The organism is Neorhizobium tunisiense, from assembly GCF_039631515.1.
Lineage (GTDB): Bacteria > Pseudomonadota > Alphaproteobacteria > Rhizobiales > Rhizobiaceae > Neorhizobium.
Window position 1 is genome coordinate 497,868 of sequence record NZ_JBDIUU010000001.1, and the last position, 22,677, is coordinate 520,544.

General features: G+C 62.4%; 21 protein-coding genes and 1 tRNA gene. 4 read left to right on the forward strand and 18 right to left on the reverse strand.

The annotated features are described in order from the left end of the window. Window positions 1-309: 309 nt before the first annotated feature. The 3 genes from ABCW43_RS02645 to ABCW43_RS02655 form a co-directional block, all read right to left on the reverse strand. On the reverse strand, window positions 310-1,932 hold the full coding sequence (locus tag ABCW43_RS02645; RefSeq protein WP_345922007.1) for an ABC-F family ATP-binding cassette domain-containing protein: 1,623 nt from the start codon (window positions 1,930-1,932) through the stop codon (window positions 310-312). Window positions 1,933-2,014: 82 nt separating this feature from the next. After that, window positions 2,015-3,511, reverse strand: coding sequence for a trigger factor (tig, locus tag ABCW43_RS02650; RefSeq protein WP_345922008.1), 1,497 nt, complete (start codon window positions 3,509-3,511; stop codon window positions 2,015-2,017). A 138-nt stretch (window positions 3,512-3,649) separates the two neighbouring features. Beyond that, window positions 3,650-3,732: transfer RNA gene (locus tag ABCW43_RS02655), tRNA-Leu, on the reverse strand. A gap of 730 nt (window positions 3,733-4,462) precedes the next feature. Here ABCW43_RS02655 and ABCW43_RS02660 point away from each other — a divergent pair. The 3 genes from ABCW43_RS02660 to trmFO all read left to right on the forward strand — a co-directional run bounded on the left by ABCW43_RS02660 (window position 4,463) and on the right by trmFO (window position 6,571). Next, entirely contained in the window at window positions 4,463-4,609 is a 147-nt protein-coding gene (locus ABCW43_RS02660; protein ID WP_065814416.1) for a DUF1127 domain-containing protein, read from the forward strand. 249 nt (window positions 4,610-4,858) lie between these two features. After that, entirely contained in the window at window positions 4,859-5,002 is a 144-nt protein-coding gene (locus tag ABCW43_RS02665) for a DUF1127 domain-containing protein (RefSeq protein ID WP_007762204.1), read from the forward strand. A gap of 147 nt (window positions 5,003-5,149) precedes the next feature. Further along, complete coding sequence (gene trmFO / locus ABCW43_RS02670; protein ID WP_345922009.1) at window positions 5,150-6,571, forward strand: methylenetetrahydrofolate--tRNA-(uracil(54)-C(5))-methyltransferase (FADH(2)-oxidizing) TrmFO; 1,422 nt, start codon at window positions 5,150-5,152, stop codon at window positions 6,569-6,571. Here trmFO and ABCW43_RS02675 read toward each other — a convergent pair. The 4 genes from ABCW43_RS02675 to yajC form a co-directional block, all read right to left on the reverse strand. Further along, a complete protein-coding gene (locus ABCW43_RS02675) occupies window positions 6,549-7,043 on the reverse strand; it encodes a hypothetical protein (RefSeq protein ID WP_345922010.1) in 495 nt (164 codons plus the stop codon). The two genes, trmFO and ABCW43_RS02675, sit on opposite strands and share 23 nt — an antisense overlap. A gap of 76 nt (window positions 7,044-7,119) precedes the next feature. Then, window positions 7,120-7,974, reverse strand: a complete 855-nt coding sequence (locus tag ABCW43_RS02680) for a phytoene/squalene synthase family protein (RefSeq protein ID WP_345922011.1) — start codon at window positions 7,972-7,974, stop codon at window positions 7,120-7,122. A 3-nt stretch (window positions 7,975-7,977) separates the two neighbouring features. Further along, window positions 7,978-8,364 (reverse strand): Mth938-like domain-containing protein, encoded by a 387-nt coding sequence (locus ABCW43_RS02685; RefSeq protein WP_210009912.1) that lies wholly within the window; start codon window positions 8,362-8,364, stop codon window positions 7,978-7,980. Between the two features lie 97 nt (window positions 8,365-8,461). Beyond that, entirely contained in the window at window positions 8,462-8,830 is a 369-nt protein-coding gene (gene yajC, locus ABCW43_RS02690; protein WP_007754668.1) for a preprotein translocase subunit YajC, read from the reverse strand. Between the two features lie 196 nt (window positions 8,831-9,026). Between yajC and ABCW43_RS02695 the strand changes: the two genes are divergently transcribed. Next, the gene (locus ABCW43_RS02695; protein WP_345922012.1) at window positions 9,027-9,899 is read left to right on the forward strand and encodes an ATP-binding protein; all 873 of its coding nucleotides are present in this window, start codon (window positions 9,027-9,029) and stop codon (window positions 9,897-9,899) included. A gap of 73 nt (window positions 9,900-9,972) precedes the next feature. Here ABCW43_RS02695 and ABCW43_RS02700 read toward each other — a convergent pair whose 3' ends face one another. The 11 genes from ABCW43_RS02700 to ABCW43_RS02750 form a co-directional block, all read right to left on the reverse strand. Further along, window positions 9,973-11,595 carry a peptidoglycan DD-metalloendopeptidase family protein gene (locus tag ABCW43_RS02700; protein ID WP_345922013.1) on the reverse strand — a complete coding sequence of 541 codons (1,623 nt, stop codon included), beginning with the start codon at window positions 11,593-11,595 and terminating at the stop codon, window positions 9,973-9,975. A 151-nt stretch (window positions 11,596-11,746) separates the two neighbouring features. Continuing rightward, entirely contained in the window at window positions 11,747-12,397 is a 651-nt protein-coding gene (locus ABCW43_RS02705) for a protein-L-isoaspartate(D-aspartate) O-methyltransferase (protein ID WP_345922014.1), read from the reverse strand. Beyond that, window positions 12,394-13,164, reverse strand: a complete 771-nt coding sequence (gene surE / locus ABCW43_RS02710) for a 5'/3'-nucleotidase SurE (protein WP_345922015.1) — start codon at window positions 13,162-13,164, stop codon at window positions 12,394-12,396. Before surE ends, ABCW43_RS02705 begins: the two co-directional genes overlap by 4 nt. Continuing rightward, window positions 13,164-14,447 (reverse strand): serine--tRNA ligase, encoded by a 1,284-nt coding sequence (gene serS, locus ABCW43_RS02715; RefSeq protein ID WP_345922016.1) that lies wholly within the window; start codon window positions 14,445-14,447, stop codon window positions 13,164-13,166. The genes surE and serS overlap by 1 nt, the downstream gene beginning before the upstream one ends. Window positions 14,448-14,502: 55 nt before the next feature. Beyond that, window positions 14,503-15,327, reverse strand: coding sequence for a twin-arginine translocase subunit TatC (tatC, locus tag ABCW43_RS02720; RefSeq protein ID WP_345922017.1), 825 nt, complete (start codon window positions 15,325-15,327; stop codon window positions 14,503-14,505). Beyond that, entirely contained in the window at window positions 15,324-16,028 is a 705-nt protein-coding gene (gene tatB / locus ABCW43_RS02725) for a Sec-independent protein translocase protein TatB (RefSeq protein WP_345922018.1), read from the reverse strand. The genes tatC and tatB overlap by 4 nt, the downstream gene beginning before the upstream one ends. A gap of 33 nt (window positions 16,029-16,061) precedes the next feature. After that, window positions 16,062-16,286, reverse strand: coding sequence for a twin-arginine translocase TatA/TatE family subunit (locus ABCW43_RS02730; RefSeq protein WP_037084545.1), 225 nt, complete (start codon window positions 16,284-16,286; stop codon window positions 16,062-16,064). Between the two features lie 409 nt (window positions 16,287-16,695). After that, entirely contained in the window at window positions 16,696-17,388 is a 693-nt protein-coding gene (scpB, locus tag ABCW43_RS02735) for an SMC-Scp complex subunit ScpB (RefSeq protein WP_345923307.1), read from the reverse strand. A 20-nt stretch (window positions 17,389-17,408) separates the two neighbouring features. After that, the gene (locus ABCW43_RS02740) at window positions 17,409-18,260 is read right to left on the reverse strand and encodes a segregation and condensation protein A (RefSeq protein WP_445738887.1); all 852 of its coding nucleotides are present in this window, start codon (window positions 18,258-18,260) and stop codon (window positions 17,409-17,411) included. A 27-nt stretch (window positions 18,261-18,287) separates the two neighbouring features. Next, the gene (gene nagZ / locus ABCW43_RS02745) at window positions 18,288-19,304 is read right to left on the reverse strand and encodes a beta-N-acetylhexosaminidase (RefSeq protein WP_345922019.1); all 1,017 of its coding nucleotides are present in this window, start codon (window positions 19,302-19,304) and stop codon (window positions 18,288-18,290) included. A gap of 81 nt (window positions 19,305-19,385) precedes the next feature. Continuing rightward, on the reverse strand, window positions 19,386-22,622 hold the full coding sequence (locus ABCW43_RS02750) for an SPOR domain-containing protein (RefSeq protein ID WP_345922020.1): 3,237 nt from the start codon (window positions 22,620-22,622) through the stop codon (window positions 19,386-19,388). Between the last annotated feature and the right edge of the window lie 55 nt (window positions 22,623-22,677).

Sequence of the window (22,677 nt, forward strand, 5' to 3'; positions counted from 1 at the left end):
AAATCGCTACGGCGCGAAAAGGGATACCTTAAAAATTGATTCAGATCAAACGACATATGAGACAATCAAAACTGTGCAGAAAATCGTTCCGGATGCAGGTCGGCCTTACGGTAAGCCCCTTCGAACCGAGGTCTTTCCGCGCGTGCCGGAACGACGTCTTACGACGGTCTTCCTAACGGAGAGTTGACTTCCCGCCCTGCCGTTCACGGATATCCGGCGTACAACAGTTCTGGATCCAAAGCGTCCGGAGTTGGGATCCGCGGCGACAAGCGATAGAGGGAGGCAGACGCTCCGCCTCTGCCTTGACCCTCAGCTCCGCAACCCCGGCGCCTCGTAACCGGTGCGTTCCACATATTCCGTATAACCGCCGTCATAACGGTGGATGCCATCGGGTGTCAGTTCGAGCACGCGATTCGACAGTTCGGCGAGGAAATGCCGGTCGTGGCTGACGAACAGCATGGTGCCTTCGTATTCCGACAGTGCCTTGATCAGCATCTCCTTGGTATCGAGGTCCAGGTGGTTGGTCGGCTCGTCGAGGACGAGGAAATTAGGCGGGTCGAACAGCATGGCCGCCATCACCAGGCGCGCCTTCTCGCCGCCGGAAAGCACCCGGCATTTCTTCTCGACGTCGTCGCCTGAAAAGCCGAAACAGCCGGAGAGCGCCCGGAGTGCACCCTGCCCCGCGCGCGGAAACTGTTCCTCCAGCCATTCGAAGACGGTCAGGTCGCCGTCGAGCAGATCCATGGCGTGCTGGGCGAAATAGCCCATCTTGACGCTGGCTCCGATCGCAACGCTGCCTTCGTCCGGCTCGGTCGAGCCCGTTACCAGTTTCAGCAGCGTCGACTTGCCGGCACCATTGATGCCCATGATGCACCAGCGCTCGCGCCGCTTCACCATGAAGTCGAGACCTTCGTAGATCGAGCGGCTGCCATATCGCTTGGCGACATTCCTGATGTTGACCACATCCTCGCCGGAACGCGGCGCCGGCTGGAATTCGAAGGCGACTGCCTGGCGGCGCTTCGGCGGCTCGACGCGTTCGATCTTGTCGAGTTTTTTCACCCGGCTCTGCACTTGGGCTGCATGGCTGGCGCGCGCCTTGAAGCGCTCGATGAACTTGATTTCCTTGGCCAGCATCGCCTGCTGGCGCTCGAACTGGGCCTGCTGCTGCTTTTCGTTCTGGGCCCGCTGCTGCTCATAGAAACCGTAGTCGCCCGAATAGGTGGTGAGCGACCCGCCATCGATCTCGATGATCTTGGTGACGATGCGGTTCATGAACTCGCGGTCGTGCGAGGTCATCAGCAACGCGCCGTCATATCCTTTGAGGAACTGTTCCAGCCAGATCAGGCTTTCGAGATCGAGATGGTTGCTCGGTTCGTCGAGCAGCATGACGTCCGGGCGCATCAGCAGGATACGGGCGAGCGCTACGCGCATCTTCCAGCCGCCGGACAGCTTGCCGACATCTCCGTCCATCATCTCCTGGGTGAAGCTCAGGCCGGCGAGCACCTCGCGTGCGCGGCCTTCGAGGCCGTAGCCGTCGAGCTCCTCGTAACGCGCCTGCACCTCGCCGTAACGCTCGATGATCTGGTCCATCTCGTCCAGGCGGTCCGGATCGACCATCGCCGATTCGAGCTCGTGCAGTTCGGCGGCGACGGTGCTCACCGGACCTGCACCATCCATCACCTCGGTGACCGCGCTGCGGCCGGCCATTTCGCCGACATCCTGGTTGAAATATCCGATCGTGACGTTCTTCTCGACGGAGACTTGCCCCTCGTCCGGCATTTCAGAGCCGGTGATCATCCGGAAGAGCGTCGTCTTGCCAGCGCCGTTCGGGCCGACGAGGCCGATCTTCTCGCCACGGTTCAGCGCCGCGGAAGCCTCGATGAAGAGGATGCGGTGGCTGTTCGATTTGCTGATATTTTCGATACGGATCATGGGCGGCGAACTCGGGAGGTTTCATCACAACAAAAAGCCGGGTCGTCGCCGACCCGGCTTTCCTACACAATCAATGCGAAGCTTATTCGGCGCTGTCTTCAGCAGCCTTCTTCTTCGGTGCAGCCTTCTTCTTCGGAGCGGCAGCTTCTTCGCCTTCGGCGGCTTCGCCAGCAGCCTCGGCCTTCGCGGCCTTCTTCGGAGCAGCCTTCTTCTTGGCCGGCTTTTCAGCGCTTTCCGAGCCTTCCTCGTCTTCAGCCATCAGCTCTTCCTTGGTCACGACCTTGTCGGTGACCTTGATCTCGGAGAGCAGCTTGTCGACGACCTTCTCTTCGAAGATCGGCGCGCGCAGCGAAGCCGATGCGCCGGGGGTGTTGCGGAAGAAATCGAGGATTTCCTTCTGCTGGCCCGGGAACTGCTGGAGCTGCGCATAAAGGGCGCGCTGCATTTCTTCCTCAGTCACTTCGACGCCGGCCTGTTCGCCGATCTCGGAGAGAACCAGGCCGAGACGAACGCGACGTTCGGCGAGCTTGCGGTATTCAACGCGCGCATCTTCCTCGGTCGTCTCTTCGTCTTCGAAGGTCTTGCCGGACTGCTGCAGGTCGGTGTTGATCTGGCGCCAGATGTTGTCGAACTCGGCGTCGACCAGGCCCTGCGGGGTGTCGAACTGGTACATGCCGTCGAGCTGGTCGAGGATCTGACGCTTGACCTTCTGGCGGGTGACGTTGCCGTACTGGCTTTCGATCTGGCCGCGGACGATCTCCTTCAGGCGATCAACGGATTCGATGCCGAGCTTGGAGGCGAGTTCGTCGTTGATCTCAAGGGCGGCAGGAGCCGCGACTTCCTTGACGGTAACGTCGAAGGTGGCTTCCTTGCCGGCAAGGTTCGCTGCCGGATATTCGGCCGGGAAGGTCACGGTGATGGTCTTCTCGTCACCGGCCTTGACGCCGACGAGTTGGTCTTCGAAGCCCGGGATGAAGCGGCCGGAGCCGAGAACCAGTTCGGCATCTTCGGCGGTACCGCCATCGAAGGCAACGCCATCGACCTTGCCGAGATAGTTCATCGTGACGCGGTCGCCATCGGCGGCCTTGCCGGTCTTGGTTTCGAAGGTGCGGGCGCTTTCGGCGATCTTCTCGATCTGCTCGTTGACTTCGTCTTCGGTGACTTCGACGACTTCACGAATGACGGAAAGACCGTCGGTCGGCTGCAGTTCGATCTCCGGAATGACTTCGTAGGACAGCGTGAATTCGAAATCGACCTCGGCGTTGAGGATCTTTTCCGCTTCCTTCTCGTCCTCGGTCATGGCGACCGACGGCTGGGTCGCCGACTTCTCGCCGCGGTCGGTGAGGATCTCGGTCGGGCGCTCGCGAACGATCTCGTTGACGAGATCCGCCATGATCGACTTGCCGTACATCTTCTTCAGATGGGCGATCGGCACCTTGCCCGGACGGAAACCGTTGATGCGGACCTTGTCCTTGGCGTCGGCGAGGCGCACGTTCAGCTGCGCTTCCATTTCCCGCTGGGGGATAACAACCTTGATTTCGCGCTTCAGCCCTTCAGCGAGCGTTTCGGTAACCTGCATTTTCATACCTTCATATCGTGGCGGCGGTGCTCAGACAGCCGTTGGTTTCAATGAGCACACGCCGGAATCTATTGACCGGCCGCGGCAAGCGCTCACCAGATACCTTCCCGATCGGCTCGCGCCACTATCGTGAGCATCTGGTGCGGGTAGAGAGACTCGAACTCCCACGCCGAAGCGTTGGTACCTAAAACCAATGCGTCTACCAATTCCGCCATACCCGCGCTTCAAACCGCGTCGAAAACCCTCGCGCTGAGGCCTTCCGGAGCGCGCGTCTCTATATCACCCGTTTCAGCCCACGCAAAGGGAAAATGACGCTTTTTTGGCAGTTCAAAAAAAGCCCGGGAAAGCGGCAATTCGGCACCTCTTCCGGCATGCCGAAGTCGTGCCGAGAACCGGATCATTAACTTTTTATTAAATTCTAATGTGTACATTGGAACCTATCGGCAATGGGAGTCATGCAAGGTTCGCATATCATCCATTCTGATATTGCACTGCACAATGTCGCTGAAATCTCATAATGTGCAAATGCAGGGATTGATTGGAAGGTTTCGATCTCTCTGTTTCGGACGGCTTGGCACCCGTGCGAATGTGCAAGCGCCCTCGGGAAGTTTCCCGTGACAGGAATTCGAGCCGCGCACTCCTCCTCCCAGCGCGGGCTTGATGGGACTGGCGATCCTCCTCCTCCCAAATCGCCGGTCGTTACAAATGACGCCCACCGGACCTCCTCCCCCGGTGGGCGTTATTTTTTTGCTCTGCAAAATGCGAACTGCCTAAAACGCGCGCAAAATTTCAGCACTCCTGCATGGTAAACGATCTCGTAATGCACCGAATGCATAGGTGGCATACCGAATAGGCGCTGTTACTTTTTGCGGCGCAACATATATTACCGGTCATGAGATTGAAGTCAGCGCCGAACGGGCCGCTGGCAAGGGCCTAGAAAGGGACAAGATCATGAACATCGCACAGAAGCTCACCACCTGGCGCAAGTACCGCGAAACCGTCAACGAGCTCGGCCGCATGAGCGACCGCGAACTCAGCGACCTCGGCATCGGCCGCGCCGATATCCGCCGCGTTGCCCGGACTGCCGTCGGCTTCTAAGCCTCGCGCAGACATCGCTGCACCGTTCCAAAAGCGCCTCCTTCGGGGGGCGCTTTTCTTTTTGTTCATGCAAATTTAACGCTTCAAATACCTGCCTGATTTTCAGACTGAGCTGTAAAATTCGGCAATCCCCTGCACATTTGCATGGCAGTCGCACATTTTTTGCACTGCACATTCTTATTATGCGGATGTATAAGACCCTCATCGCTGATGACGACAGAGCATCAGGAAAATCTTGAGGAAACAACCATGAACCCGATCCGTATCGCCAAGAACTGGATCAGCTACCGCCGTACGATGAATGAGCTTGGAAATCTTTCGAGCCAGGCCCTCAGCGACATCGGTCTGACCCGCTACGACATCCGCCACATCGCGGCCCGCTCTTTCCGCTAATCCGCGTCTCGCAGGCGGACCCGCACGGTATGAGGCCGCTGCGGCGAGAATATGCGGCCCGAGAGGACACCCAAGGACGTATCGAAGGCACCTTCTCGGGTGCCTTTTTGATTCCGGTCCGGCAAATGGCGTGATAATGAGCCGGCCATGAGCAACATTTCTTCCTCCTCCACCTATCCTGCCATCCATGTCGTCGGCGGCGGCCTTGCAGGTTCCGAAGCCGCCTGGCAGATCGCCTCGGCCGGCGTGCCGGTGATTCTCCATGAAATGCGCGGCGTGCGCGGCACCGACGCCCACAAGACGGACGGACTTGCCGAGCTCGTCTGCTCGAATTCCTTTCGCTCCGACGATGCGACGGCGAATGCTGTCGGCGTCATCCATGCGGAGATGCGGCTTGCCGGTTCGCTGATCATGGCATGTGCCGACAGACACCAGGTGCCGGCGGGCGGCGCACTTGCCGTCGACCGCGACGGGTTTTCCGATGCGGTCACCGAAGCCATCGAAAAACATCCGCTGATCACCATCGTGCGCGAGGAGATCCAGGGTCTGCCGCCGAAGGAATGGGATCTGGCGATCATCGCCACCGGCCCCCTCACCTCGCCGGCGCTTGCGGCCGCGATCCAGGCGGAGACGGGCGAGGACCATCTCGCCTTCTTCGACGCCATCGCGCCGATCGTGCACCGCGATTCGATCGACATGAATATCTGCTGGTACCAGTCACGCTACGACAAGGTCGGCCCCGGCGGCACCGGCAAGGACTATATCAACTGCCCGATGGACGAGGCGCAGTACAATGCCTTCGTCGATGCGCTGATCGCAGGAGACACGGTCGGTTTCAAGGAATGGGAAGGCACGCCCTATTTCGACGGCTGCCTGCCGATCGAGGTGATGGCCGAACGCGGCCGCGAAACGCTGCGTCACGGGCCGATGAAGCCGATGGGCCTCACCAATGCCCACAATCCGACGGTCAAGGCCTATGCGGTCGTGCAGCTGAGGCAAGACAACGCGCTCGGCACGCTCTACAACATGGTCGGCTTCCAGACGAAGCTGAAATACGGTGCCCAGGCGGATATCTTCCGGATGATCCCCGGGCTGCAGAATGCCGAATTCGCAAGGCTCGGCGGCCTGCATCGCAACACCTATATCCACTCGCCCGTGCTGCTCGATAAATCAGTGACGCTGAAAAGCCGGCCGGGCCTCAGATTCGCCGGCCAGATCACCGGCTGCGAAGGTTATGTGGAAAGCGCGGCGATCGGGCTTCTCGCCGGCCGGTTCGCGGCTGCCGAACGCAAGGGCGAAACGCTCTCCGCACCGCCTGCGACGACCGCACTAGGCTCGCTGCTCGGCCATATCACGGGCGGACATCTGGTTTCGGAGGACGAGCCCGGCAAGCGCTCGTTCCAGCCGATGAACGTCAACTTCGGGCTGTTTCCCGAGCTGGAGCCGGGATCGATCGTCAAGCCGGAGGGCGTCAAGCGTTTCCGCGGCAAGGACAAGACGGTGATGAAACGGCAGTTGCTCTCCGCCCGCGCGCTTCAGGATTGCGCTAATTGGCTCGGTCGGGGCTGACATCCCCGGAAGGCGTCTCCGGCTTTTCCTCCAGACCGCGATCGGCAACGCTGACATAGTTGTCGAGCAGCCAGAGGGCGACTTCGGCCGCCTCCTTTTCCGTGGAAAAGAGGTAGGTGCCGTTCTGTGTCGATGCGTCGAGGAACTCGACGGTGAATCCTTTGGCATCTGGGAGGGGCGAGACCCGCACCCGGCCTGGCTCGATCAGAAAGCAGGCGTAATGATTGCGGTGGCTGCGCATGAAGCCGGCCTTGTTGTCGTGCAGGCGTACGAAGATCGCTTCGCCGTTGGCCGTCACATGCAGGCTGCGGATGGCTTCATTGGGGAAGGCTCGGCCGAACTCGAGGATGGCCATGCCCGTATCGTGCAGGTTACCGTCCTTGTCCCGGTCCTTGCCCGACATCCGCGTAATGTAATAGGCGAGCGCCATGAGGAGCACGAAGATGATCGACCAGACGACGATGGGGCTCACACCATTTCTCCTTACGAGGGCACCGGATTTCTATTTCGTTCCTTAGGCGGCGAGCCTTGCGCGAATTTGGCGTCCATCAAAAGCGCCTGGTGACGGAAGCCTTCATGAGCCGCAATTGGCGCCGCCACTGCGGCAGCTGCAGGGTCGAATCGAGTACCGAGGCACCGGCGCGCGCCGCGCGGCGCAGCACCGGTTCGGCAAGCGCCACGGGCAGATAGGCCGGAAAGACCGCCGCCGGAATAGTTCCGGACTTTCTCGCCTTGGCCAGATGCTCCAATCCAAGTCCGGCAAAGGCCTCGATTGCGGCCGAAATGCGCGGCCTGTCCTCGCCGCGCAGAAATGTATCACGGTCGAGCCCGGTCGCCGAGAGAATATCGAGCGGCAGATAGAGCTGGTGACGACGGCGATGGATCGGCATCAGGAGCAGGAAACCTGCGATCGCCTGCGCAACACCCGCATGGCCTGCCGATTCCGCAGATCTTGCCGCATCGGCGGGAGAGAGAATCAGGCTCGCGAGCTGGATGAGTGCGGAAGCGGTCTCGCCGGCATAACCTTCGAGCGCGTTCCGATCGGTCAATGGATCGTCGTAAAGATCGAAAATACGCGCCTCGATCATGTCGACGAGCGTCTGGCGCGGCAGGCGGTAGGTCTCTATTGCCTCAAGCAGCCCGGCGGCAATCGGGTTGCCGGTGCTGTCGCCCTGGGCGTTCCCTTCGAGGAGGTCGCGCCACCATTGCAGGCGGATTTCACCTGGCAGCGGTTCTCGCACCACATCGCGGACACGGGCGATCTCGGCGTTGAAGGCATAGAGGGCCGCAAGCGTGCCGCGTTTGTCCTGCGGCGACAGAAGACAGGCGAGATAACGGTCACGGTCGGTATCCCTGAGCGTCGCGAGGCAGATATCGCCGTTCTGTCTGGCTGAGTCGGCCATCTGTCAGACGGCAATCAGGGCTGCCGCGACGGCGCGCGATTCGGCCAGCATGATGTTGAAGGTGCGCACGGCGGCACCCGTGCTCATCGGGTCGGAAGCGATGCCCCTGGCCTTCAGCGCCGCCTTCACATCAGGCGGAATGGGCTTGAGGTTGGCGCCCATGCCGACAAGCAACACTTCGATCTCAGCTGATTCGGCGAGCACCTTCATCAGTGAAGCGACCGTCAGCGGTTCGCCTTCCTGCAGTTCCCAGCCGTGGATACCCGAGGGAAGGCAGAGCAGTGAGCCTCGATGCGACATGTCGGCAAAACGGAAACCGCCATTGCCATAGGCATCGATCGGAGCACGACCGGGGAAATGGGCGTCGCGGATTTCGATGCCTTTCGCCATGGGTCACATGCCTTCTCGAAGAGGTTGCGAGCCGGAGATGATCCGGCTCTTTGAGTCCAAGGCCCCGTAGCAAACAGGGCCTTGCCTCGGCGAAGCTTTAGGACGCCGTTCCCGTCTTTGCCGGTTCGGTCTTGACGGGCTCGCCCTTGACACGGACTTCGGCGATATAGGCGCGCATGGCACGGATTTTTACGCCTTCGGCGATTTCAACTTCCACTTCGGCGTCGTCGATAACCTTCGTCACCTTGCCGGTGATGCCGCCACCGAGAACGACCTGGTCGCCGCGGCGGACGTTGGACAGCGTTTCCTGGCGCTTCTTGGCCTGGGCGCGCTGCGGACGGATCAGGAAGAAGTACCAGACCACCATCAGGGGCGCGAAGAGGAAGAGCATCTCAAGGCCGGAGCCGAACGCGGAGGCTCCCGGTGCTGCGGCTGGGGCCTGGGCGAATGCTTCGGTAATGAACATCGAAAACTCCTAAGATTACCGGAGACGCCAGGCCCCCGTTACAAGCCGCCGGAATATAGTTGCGATAAGCCGGAATGCAACAGAAACACGCCGTCCGGCGTACCGAATCCACGGCTCTCAGGCTTTTGATGCACTAACGAGCATGTTACCGCAGCGAAAAGGCTCAAGAACTGGCCGATGCGACTGGAGAAACACCATGAGCGAAGACTTCAACACCCTGATCCTTGCAGAGGTCCGCAGACTTGCGGATGCGCTGGAACGGCTCGCCGGCCCCCCACCCGCCGTCAACGACTGGAACGCTGCCGACTGCTTCGTCTGGGTACCGGCAAACCAGCGCCTGCAGCCGGTGCCGCGTCCGAACCGGGTGGCCCTGACGCTGATCCGCGGTGTCGACCACGTGCGCGACATCCTGCATGAAAACACGCTGCGGTTCGCGGAAGGTTTTGCGGCCAACAACGTGCTGCTCTGGGGCGCCCGCGGCATGGGCAAATCCTCCCTGGTGAAAGCCGTCCATGAGGACGTGCGGGCCGCGACCGGCATTTCGCTGAAGCTCGTCGAGGTGCATCGCGAGGATATCGCCTCGCTCCCCGCCCTGCTCGATATCCTGAAAGCTTCCGGCCAGCGCGTCATCGTCTTCTGCGACGATCTCTCGTTCGATCATGACGACACCGCCTACAAGTCGCTGAAGGCAGCGCTCGACGGCGGCATCGAAGGCCGGCCCGATAATGTTCTGTTTTACGCGACATCCAACCGTCGCCACCTCCTGCCGCGCCACATGATGGAGAACGAGCAGTCGACGGCGATCAACCCGTCGGAAGCGGTCGAGGAAAAGGTATCGTTGTCGGATCGTTTCGGCCTATGGCTCGGTTTTCACAAATGCAGCCAGGACGACTATCTGACGATGATCGATGGTTACGCCGAATATTTCGAACTTGGTCTCGACCAGGAAACCCTGCATCACGAGGCGCTCGAATGGGCGACCACCCGCGGCGGGCGCTCGGGCCGTGTCGCCTGGCAATATATCCAGGATCTCGCCGGGCGGCTGAGGAAGCCGCTTTCCCGAGATTGAAACCCCAAAAAGCGCTGAGAACGCAAAAAGCCCGGCACTGCCGGGCTTTTCTCCGTCCCCTGAAACGCACTACTTATTCAAGGAAGGTAATCGGGTTGACCGGGGTCGCGTCCTTGCGGACCTCGAAGTGGACCTGCGGGCGCTTCGCGTCGCCGCTCATGCCGGAGGCGGCGACCGTCTGGCCGCGGGTGATCTTCTGCCCGCGCGTGACGTTGATGCTGCCGGCATGGCCGTAGACGGTGACCTTGCCGTCGTCGTGACGGACGAGAACCGTGTTGCCGAGCTGCTTCAGACCGTTGCCCGCATAGATGACCACGCCGTTTTCGGCAGCCTTGATCGGCGTGCCTTCCGGAACCGAGATGTCGATACCGTCATTGCGGTTGCCGTCGACGTTCTGGCCGTAGCCGGCGATAACCGCGCCGTTGACCGGCCAGCGATACTTGCCGATGCCGGTCGACTGCGGCGCCACCGAGGCGACGTCCGACTTCTTCTCGACGTCGGAGACGGAAGCGTTGTCGACGGCGGCCTTGGCTGCGGCCGGTGCCACAGACACCTGGGCGACCTGCGCAGGTGCTGCGGCGGCAGCCGGCTTCGGCGCGGCGGCCGCGGCCTTTTCGACCGGCTTCTGCGGAATGGACGCTGTCTTGACCGAATCTGCAACCGGAGCCGCAGTGCCGTTCGCGACCTTGAGCGTCTGACCGATCCGTACGCCGCCCGATGTCAGGTTGTTGGCGGCCTTCAGCTGATCGATCGGCGTGCCGGTTTCGCGGGCGATCTTTGTGATCGTGTCGCCCGGCTTGACCACATAGGTGCCGCCGACGGGCTTGCCGCCCGGAGGCGTCAGCTTGGCGGGTTCGGCAATCGCCTTGTCGCGCGCCGGGGTCGGCAGGACAGCGAGTTTCTGATCGGGCTCCCGGGCAGGCGCCGGACCCTTGTTCTGAAGGTCGATCGTGCCGGCGGCGTTCTTGGCCGAATTCTGTGCCGTGCCGAAGGTCGGGATGAGGACGGATTGGCCGGGGGCAACGGCGCCGCCGTTTGCCTTCAGGATTTCCTTTTCCGGAACGCCGTAACGCTTGGAAAGCGTGGAAACCGTTTCGCCGGGCTTCAGCGTCACCTTGGGAGCGTTGACCGTGGACCAGCCGGACATCGGCTTCGGAGTAGCACCGGTGACGACATTGTCGGCCTTCAGCGTCGAGGCGGACGGAGCGACAAGCGTGTTGGCGGCCGGCTGACGGCCCGGAAACGGCTGGGCGAGCGCCTCCTGGCGGGTCGCCGGATCGCGACCCAGCGGAGCGGCGTTACGCTGCGCCGTGGCGCCGGTCGGGGCAGCGAGTTCGGAGCGTTGCACGGCAACAGGAGCGGATGCGGTGCGCGCCGGAGAGGTGTAGCCGCCGGAATTGCCGGGATAAGGCTGGGCCATGGCGGCGTTGCGCGAGCCATAGTCGTTCTGCGGGATCGGCGGCAGCGCCTGAGCCTGGCCGGATCCGAGATCGGCCTGCGGCGTTGGTGCGCGGCCATAGGCCCCACCGCCCTGTCGCTGGGGAATGGACGCCGTCGTTATGTTGTCGGATTTCGAAAAGAGCCCCGAGAACCGCGTTGCGTCCGAACTGCACCCGGTCGCCGCACTGGCAAGCAGTGCCGCAACGGCAAATTTGATTACGGATTTTCCGAATTTCGGAGAACTCTTCATACGCATGACTCGCCTACACAGATACGCCACCATCGTGAGAGTCATTAAAACGCGTTAGTCTTACTGCACCGTTAAAGGGCAGACATTCTCCTAAAATTTTAGGGAAATTGATAACCATGACGGCCCGAAGCGCCGTCTCGGCATGGAGCAAAGCGGCCTAAAGCGCCGCCGCGATATGCGGAATGATCGGCAGAAAGGGCACGGGGAACAGATCCTCGCGCTCGAATCGGCTGCCGGTCTTGGTCAGGCGCACCATCATGCAGTCTTCGCCATCCATCAGCGGGGCGAGCATCGAGCCGCCATGGGTGAGCTGCTCGGCATAGAATCGCGGCAGTGACGGGAAGGCTGCCGTGACGAAAATGCGGTCGAACGTGCCCTCACCCGGCATGCCGTTGCCGCCGTCCGCCTGGCGCACGACGACATTGCGCAGTCCCAGCGCATCCATGCGGCTCTGGGCGGCGGTGACCAGGGTGCGGTATCGCTCGACGGTCAACACCCGCTCGGCAATCCGGGCGATGACGGCAGCGGTGAAGCCGCTGCCGGTGCCGATTTCGAGCACCCGATGCCCGGGCTTGACCTGCAGGCGATGCAGCAGCCGCACGGCGAGATCCGCGCCTTCCATGAAGGAACCGCAATCGATCGGCACGGTGCGGCTGGAATAGGCGTCCTCGGCAAGCGATGGCGGCACGAACTGCGAGCGCGGCGTCTGTTCAACGGCCGTCAGCAGATCGAGGTCGGAAATGCCTTCCGACCTGAGGCGCAGCACGAGCGCGGCAAAACCCTCTTTTTCGACCATGCCCGATTTCAATCGGCAGCTCCGAATCCCAATGCTCTCGCCACGCGATCCTGAACCGAATGATCGGTCAGGTCCAGTTTCAGCGGCGTTACGGAGATCTTGTTTTCCTTGACCGCTTGAATATCGGTGCCGTCGCGGAAATGGCCCGTCCGTTCGCCGAATCGCAGCCAGTAATAGGGCAGACCGCGACCGTCATTGCGGGCATCGATCGTCAGGCCGAAATCGAGCTTGCCCTGCGACGTCACTTCGACACCCTGCACATCGGCGGGTTCGCAGTTCGGGAAGTTCAGGTTGAGGAAGGTACCGTCCGGCAGGTCCACGTCGATCAGCTTGCGGATGAGGTCCGGAGCATAGGACTCGGCGACTTCCCAGGGGGCGTAACGACCGTTCTCCCGACGCACCGCCTGGCTCAGGGAGAAAGAGCGCACGCCCTGGAGCGTCCCCTCGATGGCGCCGGCAATCGTACCGGAATAGGTGACGTCATCGGCCATGTTGGCGCCGTCGTTGACGCCGGAAAGCACCAGGTCCGGCCTTTCGGGCAGGATTTCGCGGATGCCCATGATGACGCAATCGGTCGGCGTGCCGCGCAACGCGAAATGCTTCTCGCCCACCTTGCGAAGGCGCAGCGGCTCGGAGAGCGTCAGCGAATGGGCAAGCCCGCTCTGGTCCGTTTCCGGCGCAACGATCCAGACGTCGTCCGAAAGTTTGCGGGCGATTCGCTCGAGAACGGCGAGACCCTCGGCGTGAATGCCGTCATCATTGGTCAGAAGTATCCGCATCAGACCGCCCGCTCGATCTTGGTCAGGCCACCCATATACGGCAGGAGCGCGTCCGGAATTGTGACCGAACCGTCCTCGTTCAGGTAATTTTCCATGACGGCGATCAGGCAGCGGCCGACCGCGACGCCCGAGCCGTTCAGCGTGTGAACGAACTTCAGCGCCTTGTCGTCCTTGGCCCGATAACGCGCATTCATGCGGCGCCCCTGGAAGTCGCCGCAGACGGAGCAGGACGAGATTTCGCGATAAGTGTCCTGGCCGGGCAGCCAGACCTCGATGTCATAGGTCTTGCGCGCGCCAAACCCCATGTCGCCCGTGCAGAGCGTCATGGTGCGGAAATGCAGGCCGAGACGCTTCAGCATGTTTTCGGCGCATTCGGTCATCCGTTCGTGCTCGGCGATCGACGATTCCTGGTCGGTGATCGACACGAGTTCGCACTTCCAGAACTGGTGCTGGCGCAGCATGCCGCGCGTGTCGCGGCCGGCGGAACCGGCTTCCGAGCGGAAGGACGGCGTCAGCGCCGTGAAGCGCAGCGGCAGCTTTTCCTGTTCAAGCATTTCCCCGGCAACGAGGTTGGTGAGCGTCACCTCCGCCGTCGGGATCAGGTAACGGCCGTCCGTCGTCTTGAACAGGTCTTCCTCGAACTTCGGCAGCTGGCCGGTGCCATACATGGCGTCGCCCTTCACCATCAGCGGCGAAGAGACTTCCGTATATCCGTGCTCTGTCGTGTGCATGTCGATCATGAACTGTCCGAGAGCCCGCTCAAGCCTGGCGAGCTGGCCGGTCAGCACCGTGAAACGCGAGCCTGAAAGCTTCGTGGCACGCTCGAAATCCATCATCCCGAGCGCTTCGCCGATCTCGTAGTGCTCCTTGGCCGCATGGTTCCAGCGCGGCTTTTCGCCAACGACGTGCTTGACCACGTTGTCGTGCTCGTCCTTGCCGACCGGTACGTCGTCAAACGGTATGTTCGGGATACGCGACAGGGCGTCTTCGAGGGCCGCAACGGCGTCGCGCTCCTCCTGCTCGGCGACCGGCATCGTCTCCTTGATGGTGGCGACTTCGGCCTTCAGCTTTTCGGCAAGCTCTGAATTCTTCTGTCCCAGCGCAATGCCGATCTCCTTGGAGGCGGCGTTGCGGCGGGACTGCATGTCCTGGAGCTTCTGGATGACGGAACGGCGCTTGTCGTCCAGCGCCAGGAGGGTTGCCGCCATGGGCTCTGCGCCGCGCTTGTTGAGCGCTGCATCCAAAGCCCCTTCGTTTTCACGGATCCATTTGATATCGAGCATCTTGCCTTGCCTTTAGAGCGGAACGCCGCGGACTCGCGAGGCAGGCCGGAAGGCTTCAGGCCTTGTCCGTCTCCGCAACATCCGAAGGTTCCTGCTCCGAAAGCTTGTCCTCGGCACGTTTGCGCTCGACGAGTCGTGCGGCGTAGATGGAAATCTCGTAGAGAAGGATGGTCGGCAGTGCAAGACCGATCTGGGACATCGGATCGGGCGGGGTCAGCACGGCCGCGACCACGAAGGCCAGCACGATCGCGTATTTGCGCTTCTCCCGCAGCCAGTCGCTGGTGAGGATGCCGACGCGGGCGAGCAGCGTGGTGACGACCGGAAGCTGGAACACCAGGCCGAAGGACAGGACCAGCGTCATGATCAGGCTCAGATATTCCGAAACCCGTGGCAGAAGCGAAATGCCGACTTCACCTTCGGTCGGCGCCTGCTGCATGGCAAGGAAGAACCACATGACCATGGGAGTGAAGAAGAAATAGACCAGCGCCCCGCCCATCAGGAAAAGGATCGGCGAAGCGATCAGGAACGGCAGGAAGGCCGCCCGCTCGTTCTTGTAGAGGCCCGGCGCCACGAACTTGTAGATCTGCGAAGCGATCACCGGGAAGGCGATCACCAGCGCGCCGAACATCGCCACCTTCACCTGGGTGAAGAAGAATTCCTGCGGCGCCGTATAGATCAGTTCGGACTTGGCAAGATCGAGATGGGCCCAGAGGACCGCCCATTTGTAGGGAACGACAAGCAGGTTGAAGAGCTGCTTGGCGAAGAAGAAACAGACGACGAACGCGACGAAAAATGCGCCGATCGACCACATCAGCCGGGTGCGCAGTTCCATCAGATGCTCGATGAGCGGCTGCGGCTTGTCTTCGATGTCACCGCTCATGCGTCGTCCTTCGGAGTATCGGTCTTTTTCGGCGTGCGCTTGCGGACCGGAGCCTTGACGATCGCCTCATCCACGGCCTGGGCGACCGGTGCCGGTTTGGCCGCCGCGCGGGCACGCTTCGGTTTTTCGACGACGGCGACCGGAGCCGCGGCGGTCTCGACGACGGGTTTTACCCTGGCGGCGGTCTTGCGGACCGGCTTCGGCTTCTCCACGACGGTTGCCGCCGCCTCAGGTGAGGCAGGCGCGGACTTGGCTGGAGCCGGAGTCGGGACAGGTGTCGAGGATGAAGGTGCTGCCGACGGGAAGTTTGCGGGGATCTCGGGCGTATCGGCGGTCGACGTGCCCTCGACAGCCTGCTGTGCCTCGATATCGGTCTGGCTCACGGGTGCCGTTGGCATCTGCGTCGCCTTCTGCAGGTCGGCGCGGATTTCCTGGCCCATCTGCCGGAGCGGGTTGATCGCATCTCTCAGCGCATTTGTCGGGTTCAGCCGCTGCGCATCCGAAATCGTCTTGCGCACGTCGTCGAGTTCCGACTCCTTCAGCGCCTCGTCGAATTGCGAGCGGAATTCCCCGGCCATCTTGCGCAGATTGGTCGTCATCTTGCCAAAGGCCCTGAGCATGGGCGGCAAATCCTTCGGACCAACCACAACGATCAATACGATCGCAATGACGAGAAGCTCGGTCCAGCCGATATCTAACATTCAACGAGGCTCCTGGAACCCGCCACTCGGACATTACGACCGAGTGGTTTCCTTGGCCTCTTCAGCCTTGAGATCAACGGTCTTCGTCGTGGTCGTCGCGCCGTTCGCCTCCGGGGCGTCCTCGTCGCTCATGCCCTTCTTGAAGCTCTTGATGCCCTTGGCGAAATCGCCCATCAATTCCGGAATCTTGCCGCGTCCGAAGAGGACAAGCACGATGACCAGAACGATCAGCCAATGCCACACACTGAAAGAACCCATAAGTCCAACTCCATTAGTACCGTTTCATCGATGTAAGCTCTTTATGATGCTTTTTCAAACACCAAAATGTCGTCGATGGACACCGTTGTCGGGACGTCCTTAACCCTGAGCGACAATTCGTCGGCGCCGATCCAGCCACGACCCGGCTGACCGGCCCCTGCGAACCACGAGCATCAGGAACTCGACGCCGCCGAGGAACCGTGGCGGCAAGATGCGCGCCGCGATCTACCCGCTTTCGAGCGTTACGCCGGCATCGCCCAGCATCGGTTCGGATCGTGTCCTTTAGCCGAGAAACGAGGCCGGAAAAGGGCTCGCAGCATTGCCGCGTGCCGCAGGCGAGCGCATTCGGGCGTTTCTGCGCATGGTGCGACACACCGACGCGCACCAGGGCCGCACTCGCTTCGGCGGGTCATTCCTCCGCTTCGCCGCCCGGCGTCAGGAGGCCAAGTTCCTCGAGGTCGAGTTGCGTGATCGGGTCCTCGTCCTCGGAAAGATCGTCGGCATTGATCGGGAGGGGTATCGCAAAGCCTGGCGGGATGCGGCCGGACAGCAGACCGGCGCCCTTCAATTCTTCGAGACCGGGGAGATCGCGCAGCTCCTCAAGGCCGAAATGGTCGAGGAAATCGGGGGTCGTGGCGAGCGTCACCGGCCGTCCCGGGGTGCGGCGGCGGCCTCGGAAGCGGACCCAACCCGCCTCCATCAGCACGTCGAGCGTGCCTTTGGACGTCTGCACGCCGCGGATCTCCTCGATCTCGGCGCGGGTGACCGGCTGGTGATAGGCAATGATGGCCAGCACTTCGAGTGCGGCGCGCGACAGCCTCTTCGTCTCGTTGTCTTCGTTACGGATGACGAAGGAGAGATCGGCAGCAGTGCGGAAGGCCCAGCGGTCGCCGGTCCGGATCAGATTGACGCCGCGCGGCGCATAGACCTCCGCCAGCCGCTGCATGACGGCATTGACATTGGTGCCGCGCGGCAGGCGTTCGGCCAGAAACGCCTCGGAGACCGGCTCGGCGGAGGCGAAGACCAACGCTTCCGCGATCCGCTCGACTTCCGCCGACGAGAAGGATGGGAGCTCCGCCTCTTCTTCCGCAGCAATCGGCAGATCGTCGTCCTCTTGCGGCGTCAATCAACGCCTCCCTCGGCGGGCTGCGGCAGAGCGGGCTGTTGCGGTCCGGTTCCCTTGCGCAGAAAGATCGGCTGGAAGGCGCCGTCCTGGCGGATTTCGAGCTTGCCTTCGCGCACCAGTTCGAGCGACGCGGCAAAGGCACTGGCGGTTGCCGTGACGCGATCCTCCGGCGGCAGATAGGGCAAGAGATAGTGTTGCAGCGCCGTCCAGTCGACGATCTCGCCGAGCATGCGGGTCAGCAACTCGCGGGCATCGACCAGCGACCAGACCTTGCGCCTCTCGATCGTCACCTGGGTGACTGCCGTGCGCTGGCGCAGGTTCGCATAGGCCGAGAGAAGGTCGTAGAGCGTCGCGTCATAGGCGGATTCGACGCGATGGGGGATATGTTCCGGTGCCCCGCGGGCAAAGACGTCGCGGCCGAGGCGATTGCGGTTGACCAGCCGGGTCGCCGACTCCCGCATCGCCTCAAGGCGCTTCAGGCGGAAAGCGAGCGTTGCGGCCAGTTCCTCGCCGCTCGGGCCGTCGTCGCCCTTGGCCTGCTGCGGAATGAGCAGCTTCGATTTGAGATAGGCGAGCCAGGCGGCCATGACGAGATAGTCGGCGGCAAGCTCGATGCGGACCCGGCGGGCGCTGTCGATGAACAACAGATATTGCTCGACCAGTGCCAGAACGGAGATGCGGGCGAGATCGACCTTCTGGGTGCGAGCCAGATGAAGCAGCAGGTCGAGCGGACCTTCGAAACCGCTGACATCGATGACAAGCGCCGGATCGTCCGTCGCGCGTTCGGCGCCGGCATCCTGCCACAACTTGTCCATCGGAATGGCGTTCTGCGGTGTCGTCGTTGCCATTCCCCAACCTCTTGCTGTCGACCGCCGTCAGGAGACGGCGAGAAGACCCTGGAACTCCGCGCGGACCGCCTCCTCGCTCAAGCCGTCGCCCCGGCCGAAGGCCGCTTCCACCGCCTTCGCACGCCGCAACGCTTCGCCGCCGAGCGGTATCGCTTCCTTCACGACGGCCTTCATTTCGTCCATCACGCCGTTGCAATGCAAGACAATATCGCAGCCGCCCCCAACGATTCTTGCCGCGCGCTCGCCGATCGTGCCCTTCAGTGCATTCATCGACGTGTCGTCGGACATCAGCAGCCCGTCGAAGCCGATATGGCCGCGGATGATTTCGTCGATCACCTTGCGTGAAATGGTCGCCGGCTCGTTCGGGTCGATAGCGGTGAAGACGATATGGGCGCTCATCGCCATCAGCTCGTCCTTCATGGCGACGAAGGGCAGGAAGTCGTGCGCTTCGAGTTCTGCGCGCGAGACAGTGACCACCGGCAGTTCGTGATGGCTGTCGGCCATTCCGCGGCCATGACCCGGCATATGCTTCATCACCGGCAGCATGCCGCCCGCCTTGAGACCGTCGGCGGCAGCCTGACCCATTTCGGCAACCGTCTTCGGATCGAAACCGTAGGCGCGATCGCCGATGACGTTGCTTGCCCCTTCGATCGGTACGTCGAGTACGGGCAGGCAATCGACATTGATGCCGAATTTCATCAGGTCGAAGGCATGCAGGCGCGACATCAGCCAAGCTGCCCGCAGTCCCTTCTCGCGATCCTGCCGGTAAAGCTCACCGAGCACGGCGGCCGAGGGATAACGCTCGATCATTGGCGGGCGGATGCGCTGGACGCGGCCGCCCTCCTGGTCGATCAGCACTGGCGCATCCGGCCGGCCGACGGCATCGCGCATGGCGGCGACGAGATCGGTGATCTGCGACGGCTCGACGCAATTGCGGGCAAACAGGATGAAGCCCCAAGGTCGTTCATCCCGATAAAGCGCCACTTCGTCTGCGGTGAGGGTCGGGCCGCTGGAGCCCAGGATCATTGCTTTTGATTCGCTCATGGCTCGATCTTAGATCATTGGGGGGCCAACGAAAAACGGGGCGCCCAGGCGCCCCGTCCGGTTTCTTCGCTTTTTCGGCGCTTACCGGCCGACCAGGCAGGTGCCGCCGGCGGCGCGATACCGTTCGCAGAGTGCCACGGCGTCGTTCTTGCTGCCGGCCGGAATACGGACGCGGTAGAACGTGCCCTTGCCGGCGATCTCAGCAGCCTTGATATCGACACCGCGCCCGCCGATGACGCTGCCGAACTTGGCCGACAGGCTCTGGTAGGATTTCTGGGCTTCCGCCTGGGACGGCAGCGAGGCGATCTGGATTATGTAGTCACCGGAACCCAGCGAAGCGACCTGGTTTTGTGCAGATGCCGGAGCGGCGGCTGACTGCTGGCCCGGAGCACGGACATTGCCCTGATCGGTGACGGCTGCGACCACATTGACCGGCTGTTCGGACGGACGTGCGATCGGAACCGGAGCCTTCGCCGCAGGTGCAGAAGCCTGAACCGGAGCGACAGGCGCCGGAGCCTGCGCGGCAGCAGGGGCCGCGGCGACCGGGGTCGGCTGGGCGGGAGCGGCTGCGACGGGCGGCGTGACCGGGTTCGTTCTCACCACGTTGACATGCTCGGCCGGAGCCGCCGGATTGGCGGGTGCCGAAACCGGAACGATACCCCCAGTGCCGGCATTCGAGTTGGCCGGCTGGGGTTGCGTACGGACCGGTGTCGCCGGCACGGACGCCGGGACCTTCTCGGGGAAGGCAGCCGCCGTTTCAACCGGCTTTGCGCCGGCGGCGGGCAGCTTGGCGGTTTCCGGCGCGGCAAGCGCCGGGGCTGCAATTTCCTGCTCGACCAGCTTGCCGTCGGGGCGGACGATCATCGTCTTGACCTTGCGCGGCATGACGGTCACGGGCTGCTGCTCGGAAGAGGCATTGTTTTGCGCGGTCTGATCTTGCGGCAGGAGGCGCGGATCCTGCGTCTCGCCGACATCGGTCGGCTCGATATCGTTCTCGCCTTCGAGCGGCAGCGTATCGGGCATCAGGGTCTTCTGTACAACGTCGATAGGCTCCTCATTGGAGGAGATCAGGGTGCGTTGCTTCGGATCCTTCGGCGAAACGCCGGCGACGCGGTCGTAGACCGCCTTGTCCTGGTTGGGGACGGTCTTGCCGCCCGGATTTTCCGGAGCAATCTTGATCGGTTCGTTGTCGGCCGCAATGATGACCGGTTCGCCGCCTGATACGACACCGGACACGCTGCTGCCGAAGAACGCGTAGGCGCCGACACCTCCAAGGATCACAACCCCGGCAAGGACCAGCGGCACGGCCCAACTGCGGACGGAACGACGGGCGTTCTCGACGGTCGCGACATAGTCGGCGTCGGAATAGTGCAGTTCCTCATGCTCGGCGGCCGGCAGCGGCGTCGTCAGGCTGCGGCGGAAGTCCTCTTCCAGAGCCCGCTCGAAATCGTCGAGATCGGTATAGGCCGGCGAACGGCCGGCTTCGGCCGCAGCCTGCTGGCCCCTCGGCGCGATATCGATCTCCGGCTTGCGTGCCGGCGCCGAGGCCGGCTTGCCGGGCGCGGCCAGCAGCGTCGCAAGCTCGGCATCGATGTCGAGTTCGTAATCGGGACGATAGGCCGGCGGCTGTTCCGGCTCCTCCGCCGGCAGCGACGGTACGTCGAGTTCGGCGATGGCCTCCACCTGGTCTTCCGAATCGGCAATCTGGGTCGGATCGAACGGCAGGTCGGCAATCGCTTCAGGCTCTTCTACGACCTGCGTCTCCACGACCGGTGCCGCCATAGCGGGGACGGGCGCAACGCGCGCGACCGGCACCATGGAAGGAGCGGCGGCAGGCGCAGGTTCCGCTATCGCAGGGGCAACCGCCGGAGACGGTGCCTGAACCTGATGTGCCTGCGCTTCTTCGACAACGATCTCGGCAAGGTCGAGTTCGAGACCATCGAGCGCCAACTCGAATTCTTCATCGGAGAACGGATCCGTCTCGTCCAGAGAATTCAGTTCGGCAACCGGGGGCTTGGCAACCGGCGCATTGGCAACAACGGGGGCAGCGGACGCCACGGATGCGGCGGGGTGCGTGACGGCCGGCTCTGGCCTAGCCGCAGGGGTCGCGAGCGGCTGCCCGTTCGAGGTGGGCAGCGTATAGCGCTGGACGTCGTAGATCAGTTCGTCAAGCGCGGAGAACCTATCCTTTTGCGGCGCAGCGGCTGGTATGGCGGCGATCGGCGCAACGGTGACGGGCGCAGGCTGCAGTTCCTGGGCCTGCGGTTCCGGGGCTTTTACGGAAACCTGCGGACCGGCAGCCGGTGCCGGCTCGATCTTCGGGCTATCTTCCAGAACCTGAGGCTCGAAAGCATATTCGTTCGGTGCAGGTGCTGCCGCTTGAGAAGTGGTTACAGCCGCCTGTGCGGAAGCCGCAGAGACGTCTCGTGCCACGCTGAAATTGCTGAGCGGCATCCGGAAGCCGGGAATGTAGGCACCCTTGCCCCTCTCCGTCTTTGGCTCCGGCTCAAACTTCGCTTCGGGTTCTAATTTCGCTTCAGGCTCGAATGCCGCCTCGGGCTCAGGGGCTGCCTCGGGTTCGAATGTCGCCTGAGGCACGAACCGGACCTCCGGCTCGAATTTCGCTTCGGGCTCGAACGTCACTTCGGGCTCGACTGCCGCATAGGGCTCCGCCGCGATCGAGGTTTCCAACTCCGCAGCGAGATCGAACTCCTCCGCCGGGTCTTCCATCGACGCGGCGGGCGACATCGAACCTGCTGCGGGGAAATCGGGCAGATCGAAAATGGGCTCCATGCGCGCGGTTTCGACAGCCGGCTCGAATTCCGGCTCCGCAGCAACACTCTCGTCGATGGCATCAACCGCCAACGGCGGTTCCTCGTCACCGAAAAGCTCAGCGCGCGCGCCGACAGCACTATCGGCCGGCAGGAAGGCCTGCGGCACTTCTACCGCGGCAGTTTCTACCGCGGCAGTTTCGGACGGAACGAACTCCAGTTCCTCCGGCTCTACCGGTGGCGCGGCGACCGCGATATCGGGCGCAGGCTCAGTGAAAAACTGAGGGACATCGTCGATCGCAATATCGTGAACGGGATCAAGGTGCGGCGCGTCATAGCGTTCGAACTCCTGAAGAAGCTCGTCTTCGAGATTAAACGCCGGCTCCCGCCGCGCAGATGATAACGTATCCGCAGAAGATGATCCGGGCCTGGCTGCGACGGGAAGATCGTCGTAGCCTACGATGCGGGCGAGTTCTGCCAGCGGGTCATCATCGGCAAAGAAGTCCGGTAAATCATTCCGGCTACGCGCAAGGTTGTTATCGGCCATTACCTCGTCCACTCACCTACATTACAACGCATATGCCAGTGCAATGTGGGGAAAT

Coding starts and splice junctions, on each gene's coding strand:
- tatB (WP_345922018.1), bottom strand. CDS start 16,028: ATGTTAGATATCGGCTGGACCGAGCTTCTCGTCATTGCGATCGTATTG.
- ABCW43_RS02700 (WP_345922013.1), bottom strand. CDS start 11,595: ATGCGTATGAAGAGTTCTCCGAAATTCGGAAAATCCGTAATCAAATTT.
- ABCW43_RS02645 (WP_345922007.1), bottom strand. CDS start 1,932: ATGATCCGTATCGAAAATATCAGCAAATCGAACAGCCACCGCATCCTC.
- ABCW43_RS02660 (WP_065814416.1), top strand. CDS start 4,463: ATGAACATCGCACAGAAGCTCACCACCTGGCGCAAGTACCGCGAAACC.
- ABCW43_RS02740 (WP_445738887.1), bottom strand. CDS start 18,260: ATGGCAACGACGACACCGCAGAACGCCATTCCGATGGACAAGTTGTGG.
- ABCW43_RS02665 (WP_007762204.1), top strand. CDS start 4,859: ATGAACCCGATCCGTATCGCCAAGAACTGGATCAGCTACCGCCGTACG.
- trmFO (WP_345922009.1), top strand. CDS start 5,150: ATGAGCAACATTTCTTCCTCCTCCACCTATCCTGCCATCCATGTCGTC.
- ABCW43_RS02680 (WP_345922011.1), bottom strand. CDS start 7,974: ATGGCCGACTCAGCCAGACAGAACGGCGATATCTGCCTCGCGACGCTC.
- serS (WP_345922016.1), bottom strand. CDS start 14,447: ATGCTCGATATCAAATGGATCCGTGAAAACGAAGGGGCTTTGGATGCA.
- ABCW43_RS02685 (WP_210009912.1), bottom strand. CDS start 8,364: ATGGCGAAAGGCATCGAAATCCGCGACGCCCATTTCCCCGGTCGTGCT.
- tig (WP_345922008.1), bottom strand. CDS start 3,511: ATGCAGGTTACCGAAACGCTCGCTGAAGGGCTGAAGCGCGAAATCAAG.
- ABCW43_RS02695 (WP_345922012.1), top strand. CDS start 9,027: ATGAGCGAAGACTTCAACACCCTGATCCTTGCAGAGGTCCGCAGACTT.
- yajC (WP_007754668.1), bottom strand. CDS start 8,830: ATGTTCATTACCGAAGCATTCGCCCAGGCCCCAGCCGCAGCACCGGGA.
- tatC (WP_345922017.1), bottom strand. CDS start 15,327: ATGAGCGGTGACATCGAAGACAAGCCGCAGCCGCTCATCGAGCATCTG.
- surE (WP_345922015.1), bottom strand. CDS start 13,164: ATGCGGATACTTCTGACCAATGATGACGGCATTCACGCCGAGGGTCTC.
- nagZ (WP_345922019.1), bottom strand. CDS start 19,304: ATGAGCGAATCAAAAGCAATGATCCTGGGCTCCAGCGGCCCGACCCTC.
- ABCW43_RS02750 (WP_345922020.1), bottom strand. CDS start 22,622: ATGGCCGATAACAACCTTGCGCGTAGCCGGAATGATTTACCGGACTTC.
- ABCW43_RS02730 (WP_037084545.1), bottom strand. CDS start 16,286: ATGGGTTCTTTCAGTGTGTGGCATTGGCTGATCGTTCTGGTCATCGTG.